This window comes from Paenibacillus sp. FSL R5-0519 (assembly GCF_037974275.1).
Lineage (GTDB): Bacteria > Bacillota > Bacilli > Paenibacillales > Paenibacillaceae > Paenibacillus.
In genome coordinates, this window is the sequence record NZ_CP150234.1 from 2,754,611 (window position 1) to 2,779,677 (window position 25,067).

The 25,067-nt window shown below is 42.6% G+C and carries 25 protein-coding genes, 1 pseudogene and 1 riboswitch; of the genes and pseudogenes, 17 read left to right on the forward strand and 9 right to left on the reverse strand.

Translation table 11 applies throughout. From position 1 onward, the window contains the following. Positions 1-2: 2 nt before the first annotated feature. The 6 genes from MKY73_RS12705 to MKY73_RS12730 form a co-directional block, all read right to left on the reverse strand. Positions 3-764: a YqcI/YcgG family protein gene (locus tag MKY73_RS12705; protein WP_339307836.1), complete on the reverse strand. Its 762-nt coding sequence runs from the start codon at positions 762-764 to the stop codon at positions 3-5. An 83-nt stretch (positions 765-847) separates the two neighbouring features. Beyond that, positions 848-1,474 carry a LysE family translocator gene (locus tag MKY73_RS12710; RefSeq protein ID WP_339307838.1) on the reverse strand — a complete coding sequence of 209 codons (627 nt, stop codon included), beginning with the start codon at positions 1,472-1,474 and terminating at the stop codon, positions 848-850. Between the two features lie 134 nt (positions 1,475-1,608). After that, complete coding sequence (locus MKY73_RS12715) at positions 1,609-2,217, reverse strand: urea carboxylase-associated family protein (protein WP_339307840.1); 609 nt, start codon at positions 2,215-2,217, stop codon at positions 1,609-1,611. Positions 2,218-2,271: 54 nt separating this feature from the next. Continuing rightward, the gene (locus MKY73_RS12720) at positions 2,272-3,768 is read right to left on the reverse strand and encodes an amidase (RefSeq protein ID WP_339307842.1); all 1,497 of its coding nucleotides are present in this window, start codon (positions 3,766-3,768) and stop codon (positions 2,272-2,274) included. Positions 3,769-4,099: 331 nt separating this feature from the next. Continuing rightward, positions 4,100-5,080 (reverse strand): DMT family transporter, encoded by a 981-nt coding sequence (locus MKY73_RS12725; protein WP_339307844.1) that lies wholly within the window; start codon positions 5,078-5,080, stop codon positions 4,100-4,102. A gap of 144 nt (positions 5,081-5,224) precedes the next feature. Further along, positions 5,225-5,378, reverse strand: a riboswitch (FMN riboswitch). A gap of 84 nt (positions 5,379-5,462) precedes the next feature. Then, a complete protein-coding gene (locus MKY73_RS12730) occupies positions 5,463-5,963 on the reverse strand; it encodes a DinB family protein (protein ID WP_339307846.1) in 501 nt (166 codons plus the stop codon). A 144-nt stretch (positions 5,964-6,107) separates the two neighbouring features. Here MKY73_RS12730 and MKY73_RS12735 point away from each other — a divergent pair, with 144 nt between their 5' ends. The 5 genes from MKY73_RS12735 (at position 6,108) to MKY73_RS12755 (ending at position 12,419) form a co-directional block, all read left to right on the forward strand. Next, the gene (locus MKY73_RS12735) at positions 6,108-6,659 is read left to right on the forward strand and encodes a CGNR zinc finger domain-containing protein (protein ID WP_339307847.1); all 552 of its coding nucleotides are present in this window, start codon (positions 6,108-6,110) and stop codon (positions 6,657-6,659) included. A gap of 111 nt (positions 6,660-6,770) precedes the next feature. Continuing rightward, positions 6,771-8,147: an amidohydrolase family protein gene (locus MKY73_RS12740; protein ID WP_339307849.1), complete on the forward strand. Its 1,377-nt coding sequence runs from the start codon at positions 6,771-6,773 to the stop codon at positions 8,145-8,147. Positions 8,148-8,669: 522 nt separating this feature from the next. Continuing rightward, on the forward strand, positions 8,670-10,106 hold the full coding sequence (locus MKY73_RS12745) for an amino acid permease (RefSeq protein WP_339307850.1): 1,437 nt from the start codon (positions 8,670-8,672) through the stop codon (positions 10,104-10,106). Between the two features lie 261 nt (positions 10,107-10,367). Beyond that, positions 10,368-11,447: a hypothetical protein gene (locus MKY73_RS12750; RefSeq protein WP_339307852.1), complete on the forward strand. Its 1,080-nt coding sequence runs from the start codon at positions 10,368-10,370 to the stop codon at positions 11,445-11,447. Between the two features lie 51 nt (positions 11,448-11,498). Beyond that, a complete protein-coding gene (locus MKY73_RS12755; RefSeq protein WP_339307854.1) occupies positions 11,499-12,419 on the forward strand; it encodes a tyrosine-type recombinase/integrase in 921 nt (306 codons plus the stop codon). Positions 12,420-12,711: 292 nt separating this feature from the next. Here the strand turns inward: MKY73_RS12755 and MKY73_RS12760 are convergent, their stop codons facing one another. Further along, the gene (locus MKY73_RS12760; RefSeq protein ID WP_253437053.1) at positions 12,712-13,641 is read right to left on the reverse strand and encodes an L-lactate dehydrogenase; all 930 of its coding nucleotides are present in this window, start codon (positions 13,639-13,641) and stop codon (positions 12,712-12,714) included. 336 nt (positions 13,642-13,977) lie between these two features. On the opposite strand from MKY73_RS12760, the gene MKY73_RS12765 reads away from it, so the two are divergent. The 4 genes from MKY73_RS12765 to MKY73_RS12780 all read left to right on the forward strand — a co-directional run bounded on the left by MKY73_RS12765 (position 13,978) and on the right by MKY73_RS12780 (position 17,316). Next, positions 13,978-15,255, forward strand: a complete 1,278-nt coding sequence (locus tag MKY73_RS12765) for a YCF48-related protein (protein ID WP_339307856.1) — start codon at positions 13,978-13,980, stop codon at positions 15,253-15,255. A gap of 147 nt (positions 15,256-15,402) precedes the next feature. Beyond that, on the forward strand, positions 15,403-15,612 hold the full coding sequence (locus MKY73_RS12770) for a hypothetical protein (protein ID WP_339234377.1): 210 nt from the start codon (positions 15,403-15,405) through the stop codon (positions 15,610-15,612). A 544-nt stretch (positions 15,613-16,156) separates the two neighbouring features. Further along, positions 16,157-16,570, forward strand: coding sequence for a hypothetical protein (locus MKY73_RS12775; RefSeq protein ID WP_339307858.1), 414 nt, complete (start codon positions 16,157-16,159; stop codon positions 16,568-16,570). 68 nt (positions 16,571-16,638) lie between these two features. Next, positions 16,639-17,316: a hypothetical protein gene (locus MKY73_RS12780; protein ID WP_339307860.1), complete on the forward strand. Its 678-nt coding sequence runs from the start codon at positions 16,639-16,641 to the stop codon at positions 17,314-17,316. Positions 17,317-17,963: 647 nt separating this feature from the next. Here the strand turns inward: MKY73_RS12780 and MKY73_RS12785 are convergent. Both MKY73_RS12785 and MKY73_RS12790 read right to left on the reverse strand, forming a co-directional pair. Further along, positions 17,964-18,555: pseudogene (locus MKY73_RS12785) on the reverse strand (DUF2441 domain-containing protein). Between the two features lie 95 nt (positions 18,556-18,650). Continuing rightward, positions 18,651-19,052, reverse strand: coding sequence for a MerR family transcriptional regulator (locus tag MKY73_RS12790; RefSeq protein WP_339307862.1), 402 nt, complete (start codon positions 19,050-19,052; stop codon positions 18,651-18,653). A gap of 228 nt (positions 19,053-19,280) precedes the next feature. On the opposite strand from MKY73_RS12790, the gene MKY73_RS12795 reads away from it, so the two are divergent. The 8 genes from MKY73_RS12795 to MKY73_RS12830 all read left to right on the forward strand — a co-directional run bounded on the left by MKY73_RS12795 (position 19,281) and on the right by MKY73_RS12830 (position 24,983). Then, entirely contained in the window at positions 19,281-20,225 is a 945-nt protein-coding gene (locus tag MKY73_RS12795; RefSeq protein ID WP_339307864.1) for an MBL fold metallo-hydrolase, read from the forward strand. Positions 20,226-20,571: 346 nt separating this feature from the next. After that, the gene (locus MKY73_RS12800) at positions 20,572-21,351 is read left to right on the forward strand and encodes a phosphotransferase (protein WP_339307866.1); all 780 of its coding nucleotides are present in this window, start codon (positions 20,572-20,574) and stop codon (positions 21,349-21,351) included. 59 nt (positions 21,352-21,410) lie between these two features. Beyond that, complete coding sequence (locus MKY73_RS12805) at positions 21,411-21,836, forward strand: NUDIX hydrolase (protein ID WP_339234368.1); 426 nt, start codon at positions 21,411-21,413, stop codon at positions 21,834-21,836. Positions 21,837-21,918: 82 nt separating this feature from the next. Next, a complete protein-coding gene (locus MKY73_RS12810; RefSeq protein ID WP_339307867.1) occupies positions 21,919-22,665 on the forward strand; it encodes a class I SAM-dependent methyltransferase in 747 nt (248 codons plus the stop codon). A gap of 23 nt (positions 22,666-22,688) precedes the next feature. Next, the gene (locus MKY73_RS12815) at positions 22,689-23,231 is read left to right on the forward strand and encodes a GNAT family protein (protein WP_339307869.1); all 543 of its coding nucleotides are present in this window, start codon (positions 22,689-22,691) and stop codon (positions 23,229-23,231) included. 34 nt (positions 23,232-23,265) lie between these two features. Beyond that, positions 23,266-23,715: an AAA family ATPase gene (locus MKY73_RS12820; protein ID WP_339307871.1), complete on the forward strand. Its 450-nt coding sequence runs from the start codon at positions 23,266-23,268 to the stop codon at positions 23,713-23,715. A gap of 90 nt (positions 23,716-23,805) precedes the next feature. Further along, positions 23,806-24,348, forward strand: coding sequence for a GNAT family protein (locus MKY73_RS12825; protein ID WP_339307873.1), 543 nt, complete (start codon positions 23,806-23,808; stop codon positions 24,346-24,348). Between the two features lie 41 nt (positions 24,349-24,389). Continuing rightward, positions 24,390-24,983: a C39 family peptidase gene (locus MKY73_RS12830; RefSeq protein WP_339307874.1), complete on the forward strand. Its 594-nt coding sequence runs from the start codon at positions 24,390-24,392 to the stop codon at positions 24,981-24,983. Positions 24,984-25,067: the final 84 nt, after the last annotated feature.

Below are 25,067 nucleotides of genomic sequence, written 5' to 3' on the forward strand. Positions count from 1 at the left end.
GATTATTTCGTGAACTTACCTAAAGCTTGCTTCATCCGCATGAATGGACATTTGGAAGGTGTCTGCTCATCATCAGGCAAGAAATACTGTTTCCATTCCAGATTATCCTGCTGACCATACCACATCAGTGAAGGGTGAGCAGGTACAGCATCATACGCAGCGAGACGTTTGCGAATCAAGGTTTTCATTTTACGGCCAAGAGGGGTGTTGTCATTGATGGATTCGAATACCCAACGTGGCTGAAAGGCAAACATGAGATATGGAAAATGTCGGCTGGCTCGGAGTTCATGTGCTGGAGTCGCACAGAAACAAAAATATGGCTCTCCGCCAAAGCAAAACTCCCATGATGAATCATGAGGATCAGTTGAAATATGTTCAGGCCACGGCTCGGTATCGTGTGAACTTACCCGATTAAGCATTTGCCAGAATAACGTCTGATATTGCTCTACCGTTGTATGCTCTTTCAGATCACTTGGCGTATCACAGATCACAACCATCGAAGCGTATTGACCAGTATCTCTGGAAAGAGGGCCATACTGTCTGAGCAGATCGGCCATATCTACAGCAGCCTGTTCTGAACGAGGGTCACACGTAAAGCCGTATCTCAAATGTCCTGACAGAAATCCCATTCGTCCAGGTACACACGGATACGTATTATGTTCATCGGCGATCATCTTGGCAAATTGCGAATAAGCGTCCTGCTGCCAAGATGGAAGACGCTCATATAAATTATTTATTTCGTCGGCACTATACAGCTCCGCCATGAATACCCAACTCCATTCCACATGATACCGTTACAGTATTAATGTGGGGGAAGTTGGGTGACTGTCCAGCCTGATTTTTATTGTCAGAAAAAAATGGAACGCACGGCTTCGTAACCGAAATATAAACCAAATCCGATCAGGCAGATTCCTGAAATGATGGAGATCCAGCGCAATACATTCTCACTACTATGTTTGTGGAATCGGCTGGCCATGCCAGCCATGATGACATCCCACACCAGGATACCAATGAATATGCCTGAACTGTAGAGCAACAAATGAGCGGTATCCGTATGTTTCACAGTCGTCGCAAGAATGGAGCCGTAGATCCCAAGCCAAAACAAAATATTCAGTGGATTGGACAGGGCCATCAAAAAGCCGGAAATAAATGATTTTCGAACAGTTGCTTCCGCTGTAGATGTGCCTTGAACTCCCTGTTTCAGCTTCGAGAGCGTTTCCACTCCTGTATAAATCAGAATAAAACTGCCAAATGACCAGAGAAAAGAGCGCATGAACGGCGTATCCAGAAAATGGGCAACCCCAAAATAAATCAGCAGCATATACACCAAATCCGCAAACATGGCGCCGAGCCCCAAAATCCAGGCATGCATGAATCCATGTCGGGCTCCACGGTCGAGCTGGGCGGCGTTAATCGGACCGATTGGAGCGGACAAGGATATTCCCAAGATAATATAACTGAACAGTACAGACATAAACACGTTCACTCCTTAACGGGTTCGATGAATTGTACCAGTCGTCGCAGAAAATGGGTACAAGTCATCGTATTCCCGCAAGGAGTGAATTAGAACAAGCTACTTATATCATAGCGTCAAGGCCCTGTTTTTTGCTAAAGTTCCACATCCAATTGAATTGGTGTACAGTTGTAGCCGTTGCAAGAGCTTTCTTCACAAGGACAAGCGGAGAGCCCAATCGTGAGATCCATTAATGCCTCCATCTCGATATAATCCCCCGCACGAGAATCGGGAGCTACAACATCAATCTTGCCTTCACTGTCTACAACGGACTTCATAAACAAATTAAAGGGATAGTGTTGATCCGGTGGTAAGATCTCAAAGGGTTCCAGTGCCGTGTTCAGATTGTGGTAACAACTGGCGTGATCCTTTTTATCGTATAACACCTCATACATCTCTGGACGACAAGCGGAGTTGAAGAAATCATGTACTCCAACGGTGTCACGAACAATCTTGAGTATTGGTTGATATTGATTGGAATACACATACTGTCCCGGTTTAATTCGGTAAGTACGCAATACGTCCATGGTCACACCGGGGTCCAAGCGATGATTAGCATCTGTAGCATCGTACGCCACAAAATCAATAACTTGTTGTCCCTCCAGATCTGTTATGCGTAGTAAGGAACCTTTGCTTACTTTCAGAGCATATCCCGTTTTGGCAGGGATACGATAAGACTGTTTATGGCGCTGATTCGTATTCATCCGTCACATTCCTCCGCTACTTTTTGTTTTCAGTATGCGGAGCAGATGAAGTTTTCATGCTGGGAAAAGTGGATTACCTTTCATCCCGATCCAGAGGTCTGATTGTTCAAGCTGTGCAGCCAGATGTAATAACCAATCTTCACGTCCCTTGGTTGCCATCACTTGAACACCCATTGGCAAACCTTCAGGTGTGAGATGCAGAGGTACACTTATCGCAGGCTGGCCGGTCAGATTCGCAAGTTGGGTGAAAGGTGTATACGTAAGACTGGGCTCAAACATTTCATAGATGAGTTGTTGCTGCTGGATCTTGTCCAATTCACTAATTCGCATCAGATTATGGATCTGTTCGTCGTGAGGTGTTAATTCTCCAATCTTAGGCGCAGAAAAAGCATTAACAGGTGTGACGTAGAAGTCATAACGCTCAAACAAGATAGACATCTGAGCTGCGGCTACATCCCATTCAGCTAAACTATGTACAAATTCTGCTGCGGACACCTTTTTGCCAGCTTCAGCCAGAACCCAGGATTCAATCTCCATATCATCGGAGGTCAGAGCCCGGCCCATGGAGCGTTCCATGGAAGAGATCATCGCGGCCATCTCTCCACTGTTCATCATGTAATAGTTCTCCATCAATCTGACGCCGTTGACTGGGCTCAGCTTTTCTTCAACATGATGACCTTGGCCCTCCAACCAGCGAACGAGCTTGAATACAGACTCCTTGGCTTCTGGACTGACGGGTGTACCTACAGGCGAATCCGTTGTGTATGCAATTTTCAGTTTGCGTTGATGCGGATAGCTCATATCTGCCAAGTAACTGCCTGGAAAAAGCGGCGCATGAAACGCAGCTTCAGGCTGTATGACTTGTAAAGTATCCAGCAATGCAGCACTGTCCCGAACCGAGCGAGAGAGGGCAAAATCAATCGATGCGCCTTGCCATTGACGACCAACTCCCGGTCCTACAGGTGTGCGCCCGCGCGTTGGCTTCAATCCAAACAATCCGCTAAAGGAAGCCGGGATACGAATCGAACCGCCTCCGTCACTGGCTCCAGCCAGGGGAACAATACCCGAAGCTACAGCGGCAGCGGCACCACCGCTTGATCCACCTGGCGAGTGATTGATATTCCAGGGATTGCGAGTTGGGCCATGAAGGCGGGGCTCCGTAATATTTTTCAAGCCAAACTCGGGCGTGTTCGTATGTCCTATGATGATAAAACCCGCATCACGGAGTCGAGTGACAAAATTGGAATTGCGTAATGCCCGATGCTCGCTGAACAGACGGGAGCCTGAAGTCAGAAATTCACCTTCCAAGGATTGCGAGATATCTTTCAGGAGCAGGGGCACACCGGCAAAAGGTTGTTCTCCAGGGCGAACCAAACTGGCTTCCTCTCGTGCGCGATTTTCATATGTACGAATAACCGCATTAAGTTGCGGATTTACTTCTTCAAGCCGTGCAAACGCCGCTTCCAACAATTCAACCGGGGAAACTTCCCGGGATCGAATCAGTTCAGCCAAACCTACGGCGTCGTAAGAGGTATATGAGAATGAAGACATGTTGATCGTTCCTCTCTGAATATAATTCATCTGTTTATTCCATATGTCATCGTACCACCGGATTGGACAAAAGACAAAACATAGAAGAGACATAGTGCAATGATTTGCATATTCGATATGAGGTTGAAGGGAAAAGAGGGGAGGAGTTTCGATATCATTTGCGATATCGAAATAAAACACGGGGTTAGTAGCTCGTATTACTAATTGAGAAAATGATCTAGTCATATCAATGGAATGGAAATGAAAAAGCCATTGCTCATCTAATACGATGTACAATGGCTTTATTTTAATATTTAATAATTATTAATCTATATGTGATGCGGATATTACCTTACTCTGTTCGCAGCTTTGGTGCCGCATCGGCCACAGTGGATGATCTTTCTTGCTGTTTGGAAATGGCAAACAGGGCAACCCAGATCAAGATGAAACCAAGTAACTGCTCCCATGTAATCAGTGTACGGAAAGCAATCCAGTTCACCAACACACCTGCCATCGGGAAGCTAAGCTCTGCGAGTGTTGCAACAGAAGCTTTGGTTGACGACAGACCTTTGTAATACAGCAGAAGACTTAGCAAACCTGGTAACAATGCCTGACCAAGAATATTGAGGATAACAGCAGTCTGTTCACCCGTTCCGGACGGAAATGTCCATGCTGCACCTTCGTTCCACGTCATAAAAATAAGGAGCGGGAGCGCAACGACAAAGCGAAGGGATGTGACGGTTTCGTAACGCGCCTGTCCCAGCATCAATCGTCCCATAACGGTTGAACCTCCCCATAAGGCAGCAGCCCCAAGGGATAACAAGCTTCCAGCATGAATCCAGTTGTCCCAGTTACCTAATGGCAATGTGAAGCCGAATGTGAGCAGATACGTTCCTGCTAATGCGATGAAGAACAATCCACCGAAGCGACGTGGTAACGTCTCTTTCAATAACAGCTTAGCCAGCACGATAGCGAAGAGTGGTTGCATTTTTTGCAATAAAAGAACCGTGTTCGGATCATTATGAGTAAGTGCCATGGTGAACAACACCGTTGCGAGAGCTGAACCTCCCCATGAGATAAAGATCACGGCAATCCAGTGGCGAGCACGCAGGTTTTTCAGATCAGCCCGGAATTTCCACAGCACAGGAATGGCGATTAGACTGACGATGATATGTTCCACCAGTACAATCTGCGTGGATGTCATCGTATTTAGCAAAATAATGCGGAAGAGTGGGTCGACCCCCCATAAGGCGGCGCCGAGAACTACAAGCCAGAATCCGGTATTACTTCGTTCCTTGCGGTAAACAGGTGATGCTGCTGATGTCTTTTCCATATTCAGGACTCCTTCGTCAGAACACGGAATCTTCAGTTGGCAAAATCGACAAAAGCCCCCGTTTTGGTATATACCAAATAAACGGGGGCTCATCCAAGGACATGCGTCAGGAAAGAGGCCTTCCCGTGAACGGCATGTCAATGTGTTGATCTTCTCTCATCCGGACTGTACCGTCGGCCTTGGATTCACACCAAGTCAGTCGCTAAATGTCCTTTGTTAAGAACAAATAGCGAGTCGCGGGCTGGTTCCGAAGAACATCACCGCCGGTTGGGAATTGCACCCTACCCCGAAGATCCTATTCAATTATATAGTGTGTTGAACAAGCTGTAACATTAATAAGTTCATCTTATTCCTGTAAGCGCTAGCAGTTCAAGCATTTTTTTTAGAAAACGATTTTCCAGCTTCCTTGCTGTCTGCGAAGGAGCACAATCTGTCCTGCGTGATAGGCATCGTGAAGTATCCAGCGGGCAAGTTCGTGTGCCCATTTCTCTTCAGATTCCATATAAGCAGCTTCAAGATCTGACTCTTCAAGTGCAGCCAATTGATCTCGCAACTGTTGGGCTAATCGAGTTGTACTCTTCATCAGTGTATTCCATCCGGCTTCATCCGTTGCATCCCCAGGATTGCCAAACGTGTATTCATTGGAGTCTACAGCAGGAAGGGTAGGCTCTTTACCTTGCATGCGACATAATAAGCGATGATTGTAATAATACATATGGTTAACCAACTGCCAGATGCTTAATCCTCCTGAGGGTGGAATCCAGGCTGCTTGCTCTGCTGTAAGTCCTTCCAAGGACTTCGACAAAGGTACAATCCAATTACATTGATCCCAGGTATCATCCTTTTGAATCAGTAACACATCTAATGCTGTTGTTTTCGTCATTGCCGTTTCCTCCTTGAGTATTATTGTGTTGTATGATGTAACTAGCTAAAACTGATTAATGAGGTTACACTTAATATAACACATCAAAGACAGAGTGTAACCACCTTTATCGGAATAAGATAGTTACACTAAACGGAGGTAGACATGGACAGACTTTGGACTGATTTTGTAAACAGCGATTATCACGATTGGCGTGGGGGAGATCGATCGGAGGACAGGCTAGGGAAGGCGAACTGGCAGCAAGAATTTTTGGATCGATGGCAACTTCAGGCTTCTGTCCCTGCATCTCCAGAAGATGAGTTGTTGATGAGAAACTTCAGGAATGATTTGTTGGCTCTTGGAGCCCGCTTGTCTTCTGGAGCATCATTAACGGATGAAGAAAAACAATGGCTGAATGGTGTTATGGAGGCAGGGCATGTAAAAAGAACATTGACTACAATTGATCAGGGACTGAAACTCCAACTAATAGCTGTAGAAGCTCATTGGCAACAGGTTATGGCTGAGGTAGCTGCTGACTTTGCAACAACGTTGGTGGAGGGAGAAGGGGGCAGGATTCGGATCTGCGATAATTCGGATTGCCGCTGGATGTTCTATGATGATACCCGAAGCAGAACTCAGAAGTACTGTGATGATAAGATGTGCGGCAACCTGATGAAGGTCAGAAGATTTCGAGCCAAACGCAAAACCCAAAATTGAAAAATATTAACAACAGCTATATAATGTATATATACTAGCGAAATAATAGTCAGAAGCAGTACGGGTTCGTATGCAGGATGTGATCGTCTTTCAAACCAAAATAGATGGGAGATGTGTCTTGTGAAGACAAGTTATCTGTTGAAAAATGGCTGCGTGTTGTCGATGGATGCACGGATTGGACAGTATAAAAGGGCGGACGTTCTGATTCAGGATTCATTAATCATGGCGATTCAACCCGATCTGGAGATTCCGGATGTGGAGGTCATCGATGCTTCATCCATGATTATTATGCCTGGGCTGGTGGATACACATCGGCATATGTGGGAATCTCTGGTCAAAACAGCGGGAACCAATTGGTCATTGCCCGTTTATTTGCAGAATCTCTATTATGGTGCGATGGGAAGCAAGCTCCGCCCACAGGATAGTTATATTGCTAACCTGCTCGGTTCCTTGGAAGCGCTTAATGCAGGTGTTACGACAGTGTTGGATTGGAGCATGCCGTATTCCTCAGACCATACGGATGAACTGATTCGTGGTCTTCAGGATGCGGGGATTCGGGCAGTATTTGCTCACGGAGTTCCTGGTGAGACGAACTACTGGAACCGGGATAGTCAACTGACATATTCAAACGATGTGCGAAGAGTCAAAGAACGTTATTTTTCATCACGGGATCAATTGCTTACTTATGGGCTTGCCATTCGGGGTCCAGAGTTCAGTCACTGGGATACAACCGTAAAAGAGATCGAGCTGGCCCAAGAACTGGATGCCATCTGTTCCATGCACGCCGGATTTGGCAGCTGGGGATCGGTAGATCGCTCGATTAGTCACATGTATGAAGCGGGATTGTTAAGTCCTCGAGTAAATATTGTTCATGGCAACACCATGGGTATGGATGAATATAAAATGTTAGCGGATAGCGGAGCTTCCCTGTCGGTCACACCTGAGGTTGAAATGATGATGGGTCATGGATATCCGGCAACTGGATATTTCCTCGAACATGGGGGAACCCCTACACTTGGTGTAGATGTTGTCACGTCTACAGGCGGAGATATGTTCTCGCAGATGAAGTTTGCACTTCAGGCTGAACGATCCAGAGCCAACGAACAACTTCTGCAGCAGGGTGAGATGCCAGGTGAATTGAACTTGCAGTCCAGCCAAGTACTGAGATTTGCAACTTCGGCTGGTGCACAAGCATTGGGATTAGAGCAGAAGGTCGGTACATTGACCCCAGGAAAGGAAGCAGATCTGATCATGATTCGCACTACGGATCTGAATCTGTTCCCCGTCCATGATCCAATCGGCGCTGTCGTTCAGTTCGCCAATCCATCCAATGTGGATACGGTCTTTGTAGCAGGTAAACTCGTGAAGCGAGAGGGTAAGCTGCTCCATGTTGATTTGGATACCATTCGTCATACCGCGATGCAGAGCCAAGAATATTTGTTATCCCAGTACCGGATGTCGGACGCAGAGAGAATTGCTTTTTCCTAATTCGCTTTTTCATAAAAGCCAAGAAATAGTTACTTCGTATTTTCATATACACCTCTAGCTGTACAAAGAGGAAAGGAAGAGCCATATCATGCGATGTGGCTCTTTTACATGCTTGCATATCGTCGAATTAGACAGGATAACGGAGGAAGAGACAGCGGAAAAAGACGAAAAAGGCTCTCATTCTCGTAACTTCATATAACAGAGGGTATTGGTTGTTATTCATACAAAATAAGGCTCATAAAAACTGCGCATAATATAAATTATACGCAGTTTTGTTTTAAATCGATTTTCATATTCAACCCCGTGCAATAGTTCATGATAATTTTCGCGAAAAAAGAACAAAATAAGAGATCTCTAAAAATAAATTTAACCAAGCAACGCGATAACGTGTAGAATTCGATAGGTTTTTATAGATGATCGATAAGATAGAACAAATGACTTTTTCATAGAACAGATGGGAAACCATTTAATCTCTGCTGCATCCATAGCACATTCAAGATTCATGACGAGAGGAACATGACTATGCATGAGAACGAACATCGATCTTCATTATTTCGTAAAAAACCAATTGCTTCGGAGGGAGATAACAGCAGTGCATTAAAACGGGCGCTCGGCCCCTTGGACTTAACCACCCTTGGGGTGGGTGCCATTATTGGTACCGGGATTTTTGTGCTGACCGGTGTAGCTGCCGCAACGTATGCTGGCCCGGGTCTTGTACTGTCATTCTTGCTGGCAGGTATCATATGTGCCTTCGCTGCATTGTGTTACTCGGAGTTTGCCTCAAGCATACCGGCATCGGGTAGTGCGTACACGTATAGTTATACGGCTTTTGGTGAAGTGATTGCCTGGATTCTGGGATGGGATCTGATATTGGAGTATGGATTCGCAAGTGCGGCGGTAGCCAGCGGATGGTCTGGATATTTCCAGACGTTATTGTCCGGATTTGGATTGGAGTTACCACATGCACTGACGAGTGCGTTCAGCCCGGAAAAAGGAACCTATTTTGATATCACGGCTGCGGTCATTACGTTAATTATTACCTTCCTGCTAACCCGAGGGGTGAAGGAGGCGGCTCGTGCGAACGGCATCATGGTTGCGATTAAAATTATCGTGGTATTGATCTTTATTGGTGTGGGTGTCTTCTATGTAGAGCCAACCAACTGGCAGCCATTCTTGCCCTTTGGTATCTCAGGCGTAACTGCGGGAGCAGCAACCGTATTCTTTGCTTATATCGGATTTGATGCGGTCTCCACAGCTGCAGAAGAGGTTAAGCGGCCACAACGGGATTTGCCGATTGGAATTATTGCGTCACTGGCGATCTGTACCGTTCTCTACATCGTTGTATCATTGATTCTCACAGGGATCGTGCCGTATAACATGTTGAATGTAAGTGATCCGGTGGCGTTTGCATTTGAATTTGTTCAATTAAAGGGATTATCCTGGATTGTATCTCTGGGAGCGATTGCGGGCATTACGACAGTATTGCTGGTCATGATGTATGGCCAGACACGACTGCTCTATTCCATGTCTCGTGATGGACTGCTGTCTCCCGTTTTCTCCAAAGTTAGTGGCAAAAGTCAGACACCAGCCGTAGGGACTTGGGTTGCAGGCATTATCGTGGCTCTGTTCTCCGGGTTCATCTCGCTGGGACACTTGGCAGAACTTACGAACATCGGAACGTTGTTTGCTTTTGCAGTCGTAAGTCTGGGTATTATCGTGTTGCGTAAAAATAACCCGAATCTCAAACGAGGCTTCCGCGTTCCGCTGGTGCCGCTGATTCCCATTCTGAGTGCCTTGGGTTGTGTCTACTTGATGACACGCCTTGCGGCTCTGACATGGATTACGTTTTTTGCATGGTTGATCATCGGGTTGATTATCTACTTTGCGTATGGACGCCATCATAGTCATCTGAATCCGTCACGCCGGATCTCCAATGCTTTCAGATCGAAGGATAAGTAGACAAGCCGAGAATAACTTCAACCGAGAAATATCTTCTATTTTCCTCATTTCGTATCGCTTAGGCGAATCGGGATGGGGATTTTTTTTATATAGCAGGACAAAGGGAGATAACATCAGGAGAAGGTTGGAATTTTCTTCATATATGGGTAAGTAATAAGAGGCGTGGCGAACTTAATCGAGAGGTCGGGGTTGCGGCTAAGTCAAATATGAAATATATTTGGGGATGTGACATGCCATCAGACAGAAGAGAGGGGATGTATCATGAACACACCATTACATACGAATTCGGATCATCAAAATGCAGCTTTTGGATTTGCCCTGGCTGACTCAGCCGTACTTGCAGATGCACAATTGCTTGTTTCACATTTAGAGGATTCACAAACCTTCCAGTTGGATATTGATCCGCAGCGCCTTCTGAAGGATGGACGTAAAGTATCGGTCATTGCACAACCGTTGGATTCACCCGTCCATCGTCAGGATGCCAATATCATCTATGGTCAGGAGTTAACATATGTGCAATATGCTGTTACTCTAAAACCGGATAGCATGATCTCCATTGCTTCTATTGAAGGCGTTGAACATTCTGTTGATTTTGGTTGGTCCGCATTTGCAGAAGGGGAATACGAACTTCGAATCTCCCTGCATATGAAAACACCTCGTATTGCTGAAGGTGCGCTCGAACCTGAACAGATTGCCATGGTTAAGTACGCGCAGGTGATTACCGTATTTATATCGCTTTTCCCGGCAGAAGCAGCGTCGTTGAATTCACCATCTCAAGCAGTGTGGAGCAGAAACCATCATGTATTTGACTCCTATGGCAGAGGCGGCTTCATTCTCGCTGACCTGCCTCGACTCGCTGAACGTGTAGATGAACTGATTGGACCGGGTAACCATAATTTGATTGAACAATTTGCGGAAGGGGAACTGTCAGATACGTTGCTGGAAGAAGGCTTGATTGCGATGGCATGGGGCGTGACGCCCTGGTGTTATTCACTCTATTCTGCACCAGACAAGACATCCGCTCGAATGCTCGCTGTAGACAAGCTGGGGGATGAACCTGAACGGCAAGGGTTCTACCGTATTGATCCGTCAATTCAGCAATTAAGTATTGTACCGGCGAATGAACTGGCTTACTGGCCTGCCTGTGTCCAGAACGATTGGCCTGTCATCGATGTTGCAGGGGAAGGCGAGACGTTGCAGATGGATCTGTATATTCAGATCTGTGAATCCGTGAAGGGGTTACACGAGAATCCATTGCCGTCATTTGTACTTACGCGCAGTCAAGGCAAACCGGAAGCGATCATTCCGCTGATTGATGTTGTCATTGTGGAAGAAGAGTAGGGTCTCTGGTCAGCTTAGTCAATTTTAACCGAATCGAGGTGACGTAGACAGATGATGACTGAGGAGATCCAGGAGCAATATGCGGACGAGCTAGAAGCTTTTCACATATGGATGAAGGACGCCGGATATACAGGCCATACGGTAAAATCATACACGGGTGACGTGGTGGAATTCCTAATCTCCATTCAAGGAAAGTCACTGGAGCAGGTCAAAAAGCTGCATGTGCTGTCTTTTCTGTCCCGTGCCCGGGAGCGTGGGGTTAGTGATGCCACGAGAAATCGCAAACATGCAGCGGTGAACTGCTTTTACAAGTCCCTCATTGAACTCGAATTGTTAACGAACAATCCGGCTTTTGGGATTAAGAAATCCAAAACCGAGAAAAACCGTGCGCCCGTTTTCCTGGATGAAAGTGGTTTGACACGTTTTCTGGAGTCGGTAGAAGGCAAGTATCGCACACGCAATCTGGCTGTTTTTCTGCTGATGGGGTATATGGGATTACGGGTTGGAGAAGTGCATGCTTTGGATTGCAAAGACTATAATGCACAGCGGCGTACATTGGATGTATTTGGTAAAGGTCGTAAATGGCGCTCGCTACCTGTACCGGAGACTGTGGCAAACGTATTGTCTCAAGCTATGGCTGAGCGTTTGGAACCTTGGCGACCGAAAGAAGAAGCATTGTTTGTCTCGCAAAAAGGAAAGAGACTGTCGATTCGCAGCATTCAGCTCATATCTACGGAAACCTTTGAACGCTTCCAGCAGGAATCACCAGCCAATCAGCGTCAAAACTACTCCAGTCATAAGTTGCGTCACTCCTTCGCGACCATGATGTTACGGCGTGGAGCCGACTTGCGAACGGTGCAGGAGCTGCTCGGTCACGCATCGATTCAAACGACAACTGTCTATACACATGTCACCAGTAGGGAGAAAGAAGAGGCTATGGCTCTGCTTGACGTTAAACTCCCCATATATTAAAACTAAGAAAGCCAATATGTAATCCAAAATAAGAGTCTGTCCAAGTGACAGGCTTTTTTGTGTTCATTTAGATGGTGAATATTATAACATAATTAATATTATGTAAACTATATTAAAAAATTAGTATCTGAAGTAGTCATTTTTATCATTGAAATCAAAGCAAAGAACCATTTGAATCTTCTCTCCGGAAGAAACAAATGGCCCTTTGGGCAATAACGTGTATTTTATAGTTCATAACGTTTAATGCGCTGAATCGTTCATAACATAAAAGATTGCGTGTTCTATGGCCGGATTACTCCAATCCAGCGATCTGTTCTTTTAATTTGTTAGCAGAAGCCTGGAAAGCCACTTTCTCGGTTTCATTCAACGGAAGAGGAAGGATCTCGCGCACACCGTTGCGATCAACAACACATGGAACACCCAGATATACATCCGATACGCCATTGTAATCTTCAAGTAACGTGGACACGTTCAGAACGGAGCCTTCGTTGCCGAGAATTGCAGCTACAATGCGGTCCAGAGCAAGGGCGATTGCATAGGAAGTGGCCCCTTTGGCATTAATAATCTCATACGCTGCATTTTTGGTACGGTCGAAGATATCCTGCTGTGTTTCTTCATCCAATTCCAGATCTGTTCCTGCAACGTTAGCCAGGCTCCATACCGGTACTTCGGAATCACCATGCTCACCAATAATGTGGGCGTGAATACTACGTGGGTCGATCCCTTTATTCTTACCAATGAGGTAACGGAAACGTGCGCTATCGAGCAATGTGCCTGAACCGATGACACGGGAAGCAGGCCATCCGCTTTGTTTCCATGAAGTATAGGACAAAATATCTACAGGATTCGTTGCAATTAACAAAATACCATGAGAATTCACTTCAGTAATACGCTCAATAATTTCTTTGAAAATGCTTGCATTTTTCTTCAGCAGATCAATCCGGGTTTCGCCTGGTTTCTGGGAGGCACCTGCTGTAATAATAATGATATCTGCATCTTTGCAGTCGGAATAATCGCCAGCCCATACTTTCACGCCTCCCGTAAACGGAAGACCGTGGTTCATATCCAGCATTTCGCCGGTTGCCTTATCATGATTCACATCCACAAATACCAACTCGGACGAACGCTGTCTCAACATTAGCGTGTATCCCGTTGTTGTTCCCACCGCACCCATGCCTACAATCACGACACGACTTGGTTTCAATGCTGCACTATTTGTCATGTTCATATCCACTCCTTTTGGGTTATACTCCCATCCATATTAAGGGATTACAGAATAGAAAGCGAGTGTTGTCTATAAAATAGTTCACATTATATGTCTTTTTACCAATTATTCCGTCGAAAAACAGTTTAGGATAAAATTAATGATAATACATGTGCAACACCTAGCCCAGAGCTTCAGTTAAAAAGAGGGAGTAGGGCAGCCCTAGAGGGGGCAATGAGCCTTTTACGCAAGGTTTGTGGTAGAATAGGAGCAGTGGATTCTGATGAATCGTAAATATAACGCCATAGGACAGGCATGCGCGCCTGTATATTGGATGAGAGAGGTGGAACCCACTTGCGTTTGCAATGGATCAAAATCGCGCAGACAGCATTGCTGTCTATAGGTATAGCAGCCTTACTGGCTGCATGCACCGACTCAGATCAACCTCCGGAAGCAGAACCTCCACAGCAGCAGGAGGATGCCGGGAATACAGGGCAGACATTAACTGTCGTTCCCCCTGTCAACAGTACAGAATCTGCGGATATGGCCAAGTATCAAATACAGACCCGTTTGACCGATTTCCAGTTGCTTAATGACAATGGAGGGTTGGCATGGGGGGTGACGCGTAATGCGCTGCGTCTGTATTATACACAGGATCAAGGAAAGACCTGGACCAATATTTCACCTTCGGAAAATGTACAGTTTCCGGCTAACCCTCAATATGGACAAAGCATTTATTTTGTAGATCGTACGCACGGTTGGATTGTTCGCGAAGGCATGGGTGGAACAGACACCATGGTGCTTCGTACCAACAATGGAGGGGTAAGTTGGAGTCTATCATCGCTGTCCAAGACGGATAAAGTGACTGCGATCTCCTTTGTATCTCCTGAAAAAGGATGGATTCTCACCACGGTGGATACCGCTATTGGTAAGCAGGACAAGAAACTTTACTTTACCGAAGATGGTGGAATCACTTGGAACCGGATGTCATCGAGTGATGGGGATGGTACATCGAAAGCAGATGAGATTTCTCAACGTGGATACACAACAGGTATGACCTTCTCCGATCCGAAGCATGGTTTCTTGACAGCGATTGAGTTCGGCACACCGAAGATGTACGTAACGTCAGACGGTGGAGAGAACTGGGATAAAGGGCCATCTTTCTTTGATCGAAACAAATTCAACGGGTGTGGTAATTTTAGTGTCAGTTCACCCCAATTTTTTGGACGTGAAGCACAGTCAGCCTGGATGTCAATGTCCTGTTCTCAAGGGGAGAGCACGACATTTAATGGTTTTTTCACTACAGATGGTGGAAAGAGCTGGAAGGTATCCAATTTTACTTTGAATAAACAAACGGGTCCGAATCGTAACCTTTCACCGGTATTTCTGAACGCTGTAGAAGGTTGGGCGATGCAAAAGGGCATAACCTACCACACCAAGGATGCGGGCAAAACATGGAGCGCTCTTCCTGCGAGCAGTGTACTGGAGAAAATTCTTGAAGACTATCCGGAGATCGTGAAAATTCAGATGATTACCTCCAAGCTGGGTTGGATATTGGTTGAAAATACCGATGCCAAAAGATCGTTGTTACTGCAAACAGTGGACGGCGGTGTACATTGGAAAGTGCTTTAAATGTAGCGTATTTTAGATGTGATTAGATATAGGGAAAGTGAGGAGCCGAAAGGTTCCTTTTCTTTTTTGTTTAATTTGTGAAATAAATCACAAATAAAACTGTTAGAAGGTGATATATTTAACTCAACAAGAGAAGGAGTGATGAAGATGAGAACCAACGGTCAGACTCAATTCACGCAGGCGGACGATTTAACCAGATATATGCTTCAATTATGCTACACATGTGATGATGCCAATCGTTGTACGACAGAGGAAGCGGTGAAGGCTTGCATGGCAGAACACGCAAAGGCAGACCAGCCCGAACCAGCCGAAGGTGGAGAAGTAACTCGCGGTTTTATGGACATGATGTACGCTTAGTCTATCAAAACGGATCAAGAAATCTGATATATCAACGTTTTTGCCCCTGAAGTGCACCACTTAGAATAGTCATAGGAAAAACCTCTGGGTTTAGCCAATGAAATTCTAGGGGGTGCATTTTTTATAGCGATTAAAGAACAATTTGAAAGTGTTATATCGGATGGTATCACAATTACTATTGTAAGAGGAACGTTAGCAACTGAACCGGTTATTTATTCCGCGACATCTATGAATGACTTTGGCCCTCTGGCACCACAGACTTCCAGCAAAAGATTTCAACCCACCACTGACGTATACTGCTTTTATAGGCAATAGCCTGGTATCTGTTATTCATGTAGATCCTGAAACTTCGATGGGTTCATTATCTCGGACTATCGGAACAAAAAGGATAATTGTGGTGATATAGGAACAAATACGATAGCATCGGTAAAAATGACTTCACTGGCATAACGCTGGAAGAGTCCTTTTATTATTATTATTATGGATTTTAAATCCCACAAATGTTAAAGTTAGGATATCCGACAGAAGAAAGGGGAATACTTAAATGGAAACTAAAGCAAATGGAATTTTCAAAAATTTGATTTATCTTGTTTTAATTATTGTTTTATTCGCAGTTGGATCTCTGTTACTCAATAACCAACTTACGCAAGCCAGAACGAGATTTGATGTTAGTCCTTTTTTGATAACAATTATACCAATTGTTTTTTTCGGAGGCATTGGTGTCGTTCTTGGATTAATGATTAGAGGACAATTGAGTCCAACAAAACAACAGGACACATCGGGTTTCCTAGTGATAACTTTACCGGCTCTTATTGCTTCTTTAAGTTATGTATGGGCCTCATTTGGATGGTTAAATGATTCTATATATCAATATATTATTGTTAATGACTATTTAGTGATTGTGGCTAGTATAATCTTAGGATTCTCTATAATGTCAGCTTTGCCAAAGAAGAATTAGACTAATATTGGAATTTAATTGATTATTATGGTATATTTTATAATAATATAAAAAAGGAGGATTAATAAGTGAAGAAGAAATTAGGATTGCTTGCTCTGTCTTTAGGATTAATTTTTGGGGTTACTGCAAAACCAGCGATTACAACCGCAACACCAGCTGGTACTCCATCCCCGCCTCAAATTGAATTCAGTACTTTAGTAACTGACGAAAATGGAAACAAAGTTGATGTTGAACTTAAAGATGTAAAACAAATTTCAACTCAAGATAATTCTAATGAATTATTGAGAACTCAAAATTCCGATGCCGTAACATCTGTTACTGAAAGTTATGAAGTTACAGTTTCACTACCATCTGATAATGATACGATAAGCACTTTTGATGAAGGGGGAGGTGGTAAAGCAGAGAATAATGTGAAAGCAAGAATAGATATAACTTATAACCATCGTAATAACAAGCAAGATATTCAAATCACAAAATTTACTGGTTCTTGGACGCCAGAAAATTCATTAATGCTTGTTAGTAATAGAACCGCGGCAGTAACTGATGGTACAGGGTTGGGAGTTGAAAAGGTGCTCAGATATACTCCAACTTCAAATACATTTAGTTATAATACAGGCTGGGGATACGTGAGTTGGTATCCTGATACAAATATTTCGGGTCCTAGAGGTAACTCCGAAGCTACAGTAACTGCTACAGGTATGGGCTCGGGCTACAATTTATTCTTATTCTTTGCATTAACTAAATAATCGGACTAATAAATTATGAAAGAGCCCCACTACTAAAAGTTAGTGAGGGTCTTTTTTAATTATAGAGTTTTATCACACAACGTGTCAGGCTTTTATTCGTCTGCAGCTCAGCAGTAGCCTTGCGGTCTAGTAAACGTTCGACGATCCGGACCGCTTGATAATACTTATCTGCCCCATTCACATAAATTTATGTGATCTCTCCCGCGTTGTTATACTTCCAATGTATAGTCATCCCCAATCCAACCCTTATGTTATTTTCTGAAAATTAAGACTGACAGTATTAAAGCAATGACTGAGATGATGAACCCACCTATTAAATCGGGACTTAACACAGTCCGGCTTCGTTATCAACAAATGACCAAACACCAACTGATTGAACGTCTTATTAGTACAGAACAATACATTGCTCATTCAACCCAAGCATAGTTAGTGAAACAGTTTGAATCCTTTACTAAGGTTTAACTCCGTACAAACAAGCAGGGAGTACCGGTTGTTTGTTTATTTACCTACGTGCAATTCACAGTACAAGCCTTAAGTTATCATTTTTGCAAGTGTCCTTGGCAAGGAATATAGATCATTTCTGTCCACGAATCCATTGTACTAACGTTCTTAAGTCAGCTTAATAGATGTTGAAGCGTTTCGTAAGATTAAGTGGAGAATTCATCAATAATTTCTACCACTTCAATTCTTCCGTTAATTAACAGCTCAGGAAGTTCGTTATTTATATTGCCTTTCCAATATTCTCTAGCTTGTTCAATTTTTTCTTAGAAAGGCATACCTTCTTCCTTGGGTAAAAGGCGTCCGTCACCTTCAAAGATAGCCCCAATAACCCGAAGTTTAACTATTTGTAAAACCTTTCTATTGAAAGAATCAAAAAGTTCTTTCCATTTCAAAGCTTCTTGATAGTTTTTCGCAGCGTATAAGCAAGACAATTGTGAAGGATACTCTGGATATTCTTGCATTCTAACCATTTCAACGATCACTTCTCTAATAGCTCTGATGTTTGCTCCACATAATGAATAGCTACATCTGCATTCTCTTTGTCCAACCTCAAACCTTCATTAGTATAATGATCGTTCAAGATTTGAATAAAGTCTTCACCTTTGGAATTCAACTGTTCCTTTTAGAAAAGAAGTGATACAAGGTGTTTTTTTGGTTTTTGTCAGCGTTAATGATTTGGCCTATATCCATCTTTTTTCTTGTTACAATGTGATAAACATGTAGTTCTCTTCCTTGCATCGCGTACCTCCTATTAACCATTATTACATGATAATTTCGGCATTTACCGGTATTTCCCTGCTCTTTAGTTGAACAGAAGCAGCCGATCATTTTGATCAGCTGCTTCGTTGTATTAGTTTGTGGTACAGGGTTAACTTCTCGTTTGCAAGGGAAATCATGCACTCAAGCTCATGCCGCTTGGATTCCAGCTCCACTAGATGCTTCTCAAGAATTTCTATCCGTATGTGTAAGGCTGGAGTGAATTTAGCAAGTTCTTCTCCCTGTTGAATTTTATCCAGTACACATCCGTCACGAGTAAATTCTGTAATTTCATCAAGCGACAATCCCAATTTTTTCAATCTAACTAAACATTGTATATATGAAACCTCACTTTCGGTATAAGTACGTGTCCTTCCATTTGTTCGATTTGGTTCCTGAAGCACACCAATTTTCTCATAATAGCGAATCGTATAAGGAGTTAACCCCGTTCTTTCTGATACATGGCTTATAGTAAGCATTGTTTTATGTGTCACTCCTTTTTTTCTAAACCAAAATATAAAACAATTATACATCTTTAAGTCAGCTCGAAGTTGGTATTTTCCCCTCTAACTTCATTTCAGAAATTTGTACTTGATTTCTAGTTGACTCTAAGTTGTAAGCTAAAGTTGCTAATTAACATAGATGAAAACAAAACGCCATAAAGGTAAAAGCAATGGTTTCAAACTATTTTGATGGAGGAATAAATAATGAACAACAAATATTTCACAATTCAACAAGCAGCTGAAGGTATCTGGGGGGCTATTTCAGTACCTAGCAGTGGTTCTCTGGGGAATGCGGCCATTATTGACATGGGGGATCTGGCCGTTGTTGTGGACACGACTAATCTACCGCAATCTGGGGCTTTGTTACGTCAAACCGCAGAAGAATTAACGAATAAACCAATTAAATATGTGATCAATACTCATTTCCATGGAGATCATGTCAACGGCAATCAGGAATTCATGGAAAGTGATTTTATATCTACCGTTTGGACCAGAGATTTACTATCTGAAATGGGTAAAGTGAATGTTGATCTTATGCAGCAAAATATTCAGAAGTTAATAAATAGCCTGCATCAAGTAAGTTCACTAGAAAAAGATTCGCACATGTTAACCGAAATTGGCTATGATCTTTCCGTGCAGAGAGCCTTGTATAATGCTGTCCCTTCCCTTCGTAGGGTGATACCCACGATAACTTTTGACGATAAACTAGTTATTAAAGGAGCAAAACGCACTGTTGAAGTTATTTCTTACGGCGGCGGTCATTCTTTGAGCGATGCAGTTGTATATGTGCCTGAAGAACGAACCTTGATTGCTGGTGATTTAATAACCAATAAGACAATTCCGGTCATGCCATATGGTAATCCACATGCTTGGATACGCATCCTTAGACGCATTCAAAAAGATCTGAAGGTAGATACTGTAATCCCGGGGCATGGAGATGTGACCACTTCAGATAAAATTTTAGATGTCATTCGCTTTTTAGAAAAAACGATGGCTTATGTGTCTGAAGCTGTGACGAGCGGAAAACCAGAGTCTTACTGGTTAAATAAAGGTGTGTTAAGTGGCTATGAAGATTGGCATTTAGTGCAGTATTTCAAATGGAATTTTCGCTGGCTCTTTAATACAATGCTTGTTCAAAATAATAGATGAGACACAACTATCACTGCCTTTAACTCAGCCAGATTAAAAAGCCAGTGAGCTGCGGGGTGTTGTCACAATAACTAGAACTCGGATGGGAAGTAATAAATCAACTTGTACAACTACAAACGTAAGTGAGCGGAAATTATAGTAAAGATGGACATGATGTACGCTTAGACTAAAGATTCACGGAGAACGCTCCTGCGGGAGTGTTCTTTTTGATTTGTTGATAAATATGTGCGCTCTTAAATTCACTTCGCAATTATTGTAGCATGGGTTATTATAGAAATAATTAAGGTAATTTACTCAAAATGTGGAATTTGAGATAAAGGTACGAAATAACAGGAAGGATGAAGCCATGAATATTAAGGATCTCCCCATTGAAATCAGAGAACATATAGGGAAAATTCAGAAAATCACTTTTCCTAAGCAAGGTCATACTTCTACTGTGGCTATTCTGGATACGTTCGACCAAAAGTACATCATCAAGAAGACAGAAAACGCTCTTTATAATGAATGGTTATCCGATGAACATCAGGTGCTTCAATACCTTCATCATTCGGGACTCCCTGTTCCAAAGGTATATTCGTTTCATATGGAGGAGACATCGAGATGGCTTCTGATGGATTATATTGACGGAATAAGTTTAAGAGAATTTCTCTCTACAATGCCTGACCTTGAAAGTAAAGAAAAAGCGATTTTCAACTTTGGGCTTTGTTTAAAGAGAATACATGAATGTTCTTGTCCTGTTGAATTATTGAACAATAACAGTCCCTGGTTAGATACAATGCTTAGCAAAGCAGAATATAATCTAACTCATTTTGCGGTAGATGGCTCAGCAGAACCACTTCAACAGTTGAAAGAAGCAAGACCAGAACCAATAGATCACACTTTCATTCATGGAGATTTTACTATAGATAATGTGCTAGTTAATGATGGTAATATTGTTGGCGTTATTGACTGGGCAGGGGCGGCATATGGCGATCCAAGATATGATGTAGCATTAGCCATTAGACCGAAACCTAATGCGTTTGATAATGAAAGAGATAAAGAAATATTTTATAACGGTTATGGAAAGTTAAGAATAACGGATGAAGAATACAATTATTTTGAAGACGGGATATATAACTTCTTTTAGTCTGGTTTTATATTATTATATTCCAACGTATATCAATCTCTATAGAAGGAGTAAAACAAATGAGCCCTCCAAAACATATCGTATCTGCCGCTGCAATCGTGATCAACGACAAAAATGAATTATTACTTATTAGAGGCCCACGAAGAGGATGGGAAATGCCGGGTGGTCAAGTCGAAGAAGGGGAATCTCTTAGTCAAGCTGCAATTAGAGAGACGAAAGAAGAATCTGGCATCGACATTGAAATCATCAAATTCTGCGGCATCTTTCAGAATATCGAAAATTCAATATGTAACACATTATTTTTAGCCAAACCAATAGGTGGGGAATTAACGACATCATCGGAGAGTTTAGACTCTGGTTTCTTTCCAATTGAAGAAGCCATTCTAAAAGTCGAATGGAAAAACTTCAGAGAAAGAATAGAGGTTTGTTTAAACCCTGAGATGCAACCTTTTTGTATTGAGTTCAGTGATAAGAGTAATATTTAATGTTTCCGGAAATGAGATTACATATTTCAACGAGGGTAACAAGTGATGTTCTGGATGTAGTTTATAAATGGGAGGCTAACAGATGAACAAGAAAAGTGTTTATGAAACAAACAGCTTCTATTGGGATACAAGAGGGAATGATTATTTGAGAGCAATCGTGCTTCCGCATTATGGAGCATTCATATCAGAAGAAAAACACCAACTATTTGGGGATGTCTCAGGATTAAAAATGTTAGAGGTGGGCTGTGGAGATGGCCAATCCTTGCAGTATCATGGGGATCACAATGCTGGTGAACTGTGGGGTATGGATATATCACAGAAACAGATAGAAAAGACACAACAACACTTGAGGACACACGGTATTTCGGCAACATTGATATGTTCACCCATGGAAGAGGAATGTGGTATTCCTACGAATTATTTTGATGCTGTGTATTCAATTTATGCCATCGGTTGGACCACTGATCTTCAAGGTACTTTCAGCCGAATCGCTTCTTATTTAAAGAAAGATGGCATTTTTACTTTCAGTTGGTCTCATCCAATTCATAGATGTGTCGTTGAAGAAAACGACAGATTTGTTTTTCATAAGCCATATGCTGATGAATCGTGGTATGCGGTATCTCCTGATTTTGTTCAGGGTGAATTAACTTTAGCCGATCGTCAAATATCAACCTATATCAATGCTTTGGCGAAAGCGGGATTTGTCATTGAACACATGATCGAAGAATCCGATGAGGATATCATGCAATTACATGATCATAACGATAATCTCCATAAAAGAGCGAAGATGTTACCTGTTACCTTTGTGATTAAAGCAAGAAAACGATAAATAAATGAATCGGAGAGTGGACTATGTTTAAATATCAATTGGATACTGCTACCTATGTATCGCTATTGGCAATGAAAGATGCACCCCAATTATATAATCTGATCGATCGAAACAGGGATCATATAGGAGCATGGTTGAAGTTCCCCAATATGACATTAACAGAAGATGATTCAAGATCCTTCATCAAGAGAACACGTATACGATATGCTGAAGATGATGGTTATTGGCTAGGAATCTGGTGTGAAGACGAGCTTGCTGGTTCTATTGGCTACTTATACATTGATCAAGAAAACAAGAAAACTGAAATAGGATATTGGCTAGGTAAGGAATATGAAGGTAGAGGACTTATTACAAAATCGATTAAAATGCTAATTGATTACGCTTTTAATGAACTTGAATTAAATAAAGTTGAAATTGGCGTAGCGACAGATAATTTCAAAAGCCGCGCAATTCCTGAAAAATTAGGCTTTCAACATGAGGGTGAATTAAGAGATTACGAATATATTAACGGTGTTTATCTAAACAGAATTATCTATGGATTGAAAGCAGATCAATGGAGAACGTAATTAATTAAAATGTATGTATTTAAAGGAGCTAGTTATGAGAAAATTACCTTTATTTATAGTGACAGGCGCAAGTGGAACAGGAAAAACAACGATCTCCTCGCTTGTTCGCAAGCAGCTTCCCGAATTTGACGTCTTTGATATGGATATCATCGATAACGTGGATTGGCAGATTGCCAAAGAGAATTGGTTGAGGATTGCGTATAGCATATCCCTAAGTGGACGAGGAACCGTTTTATGCGGAACGATGGTGCCGAAAAACATTGCATCGTCCGACTACATCGATCGATTTGATCAGATTCTATATATGAATTTGCATTGTGACGACGTTACTCGCGAGACGCGTTTAAGAGCTCGTGGGTGGGATGAGAACTCGATCGAAGATCACAAGAATTTTGCAAATTGGCTACTCCAGAATTCGGAAACTGCATTTGACCCGCCCATGCAAAAAAAATCGAAACGGCAGAACTTACAGCAGAGGAAGTAGCTGAACAGATCAAAGAATGGGTTCTAAAAAACTGGTGCGAGGAATGAACACCTAAAATAACCTGATAGTTAGATTGAGTGGGAGGAACAGATGTTACCTTTTCAAGTAAATGAATCTATTGTATTAAAGCTGATCGAATCTCAAGATCGAGATGTGTTGTATGCATTAATAGATGAGAATAGAAAGCACTTGAGAACGTGGTTACTCTGGGTTGATAAACGGCAATCGCCCCAAGATTTAGATTCTGTAATAGAGTTATGGACACGTAATTATGAAGAGCGAAACGGTTTTGATTCCGGAATATGGTTTAATGGACAATTGGTCGGGATGTTAGGGTTGCACTATATTGATTGGAACAATAGAGCAACGAGCATTGGATATTTTTTAGCTGAGTCAGCACAGGGCAAAGGAATCATTACCCAATCAATAGAACAATTGCTTAAATATCTCTTTAACGAGTTGAAGTTAAATCGTGTGATCATACAATGTGCAGAAAACAATTTTAAAAGCAGAGCTATACCAGAGAAAATTGGATTTACAAATGAGGGTATATCGCGAGAAGCTCAATGGGTTTATGATCATTACGAGAATATAGTGACTTATAGTCTGTTATCTGGTGAATGGGATACTTAATCGGAAGAGCATATTGTCTGCTAAGCGAAGGAGGGCACGGATTGTTTCTCAATGTATTACTTTGGTTGATTATCCTATGGGTGATCTCTATCTATTTCAGTTTTCCCAAGAAAGATCGCATGAACAGCGTCAATGTGCCAAGTACATATTACATTCAATCTTCCAATCAACTGGATATGCAAAAGAATAATGAATGTGCTGCATTTTCCAGTGCGTTCGTCTTGAGACATTTCGGTTCGGAGTCCAACGGAACTAAGCTTTATGAATCCTATCCACGCAAATTGCTGGATGGAACCGTATATCCGAAAGCGGTTGTTGTTTTTTTTAGAAAGCTAGGATACCAGGCAATGTACTTACGCGGTAATGTGAATACGTTGAAGCAACAGATCAGCCAAGGAGTGCCTGTTATTTTATTTATTAAAGTCCATGCCAAACAACGTTACTTGCATTTTGTTCCCGTTGTTGGTTATGATGAAACGCATTTTTACTTGGCAGAATCGTTAGATCACAAGGTTAATTGTGATGAAGAGTATTACAACCGAAAAATCAGCATCAATGAACTCAACACGGTATGGAGGTCATGGTTGCCCTTTTGTCAAAACTCATATATCGTGGTACATCCGGCACAGATTTAATTGTTCAAATATTTAATCGGGTTAACAAGTTCCGTGTCCGTCCGCATATACATTACAGGAGACGGGTCAAGACTCCGGCTGTCC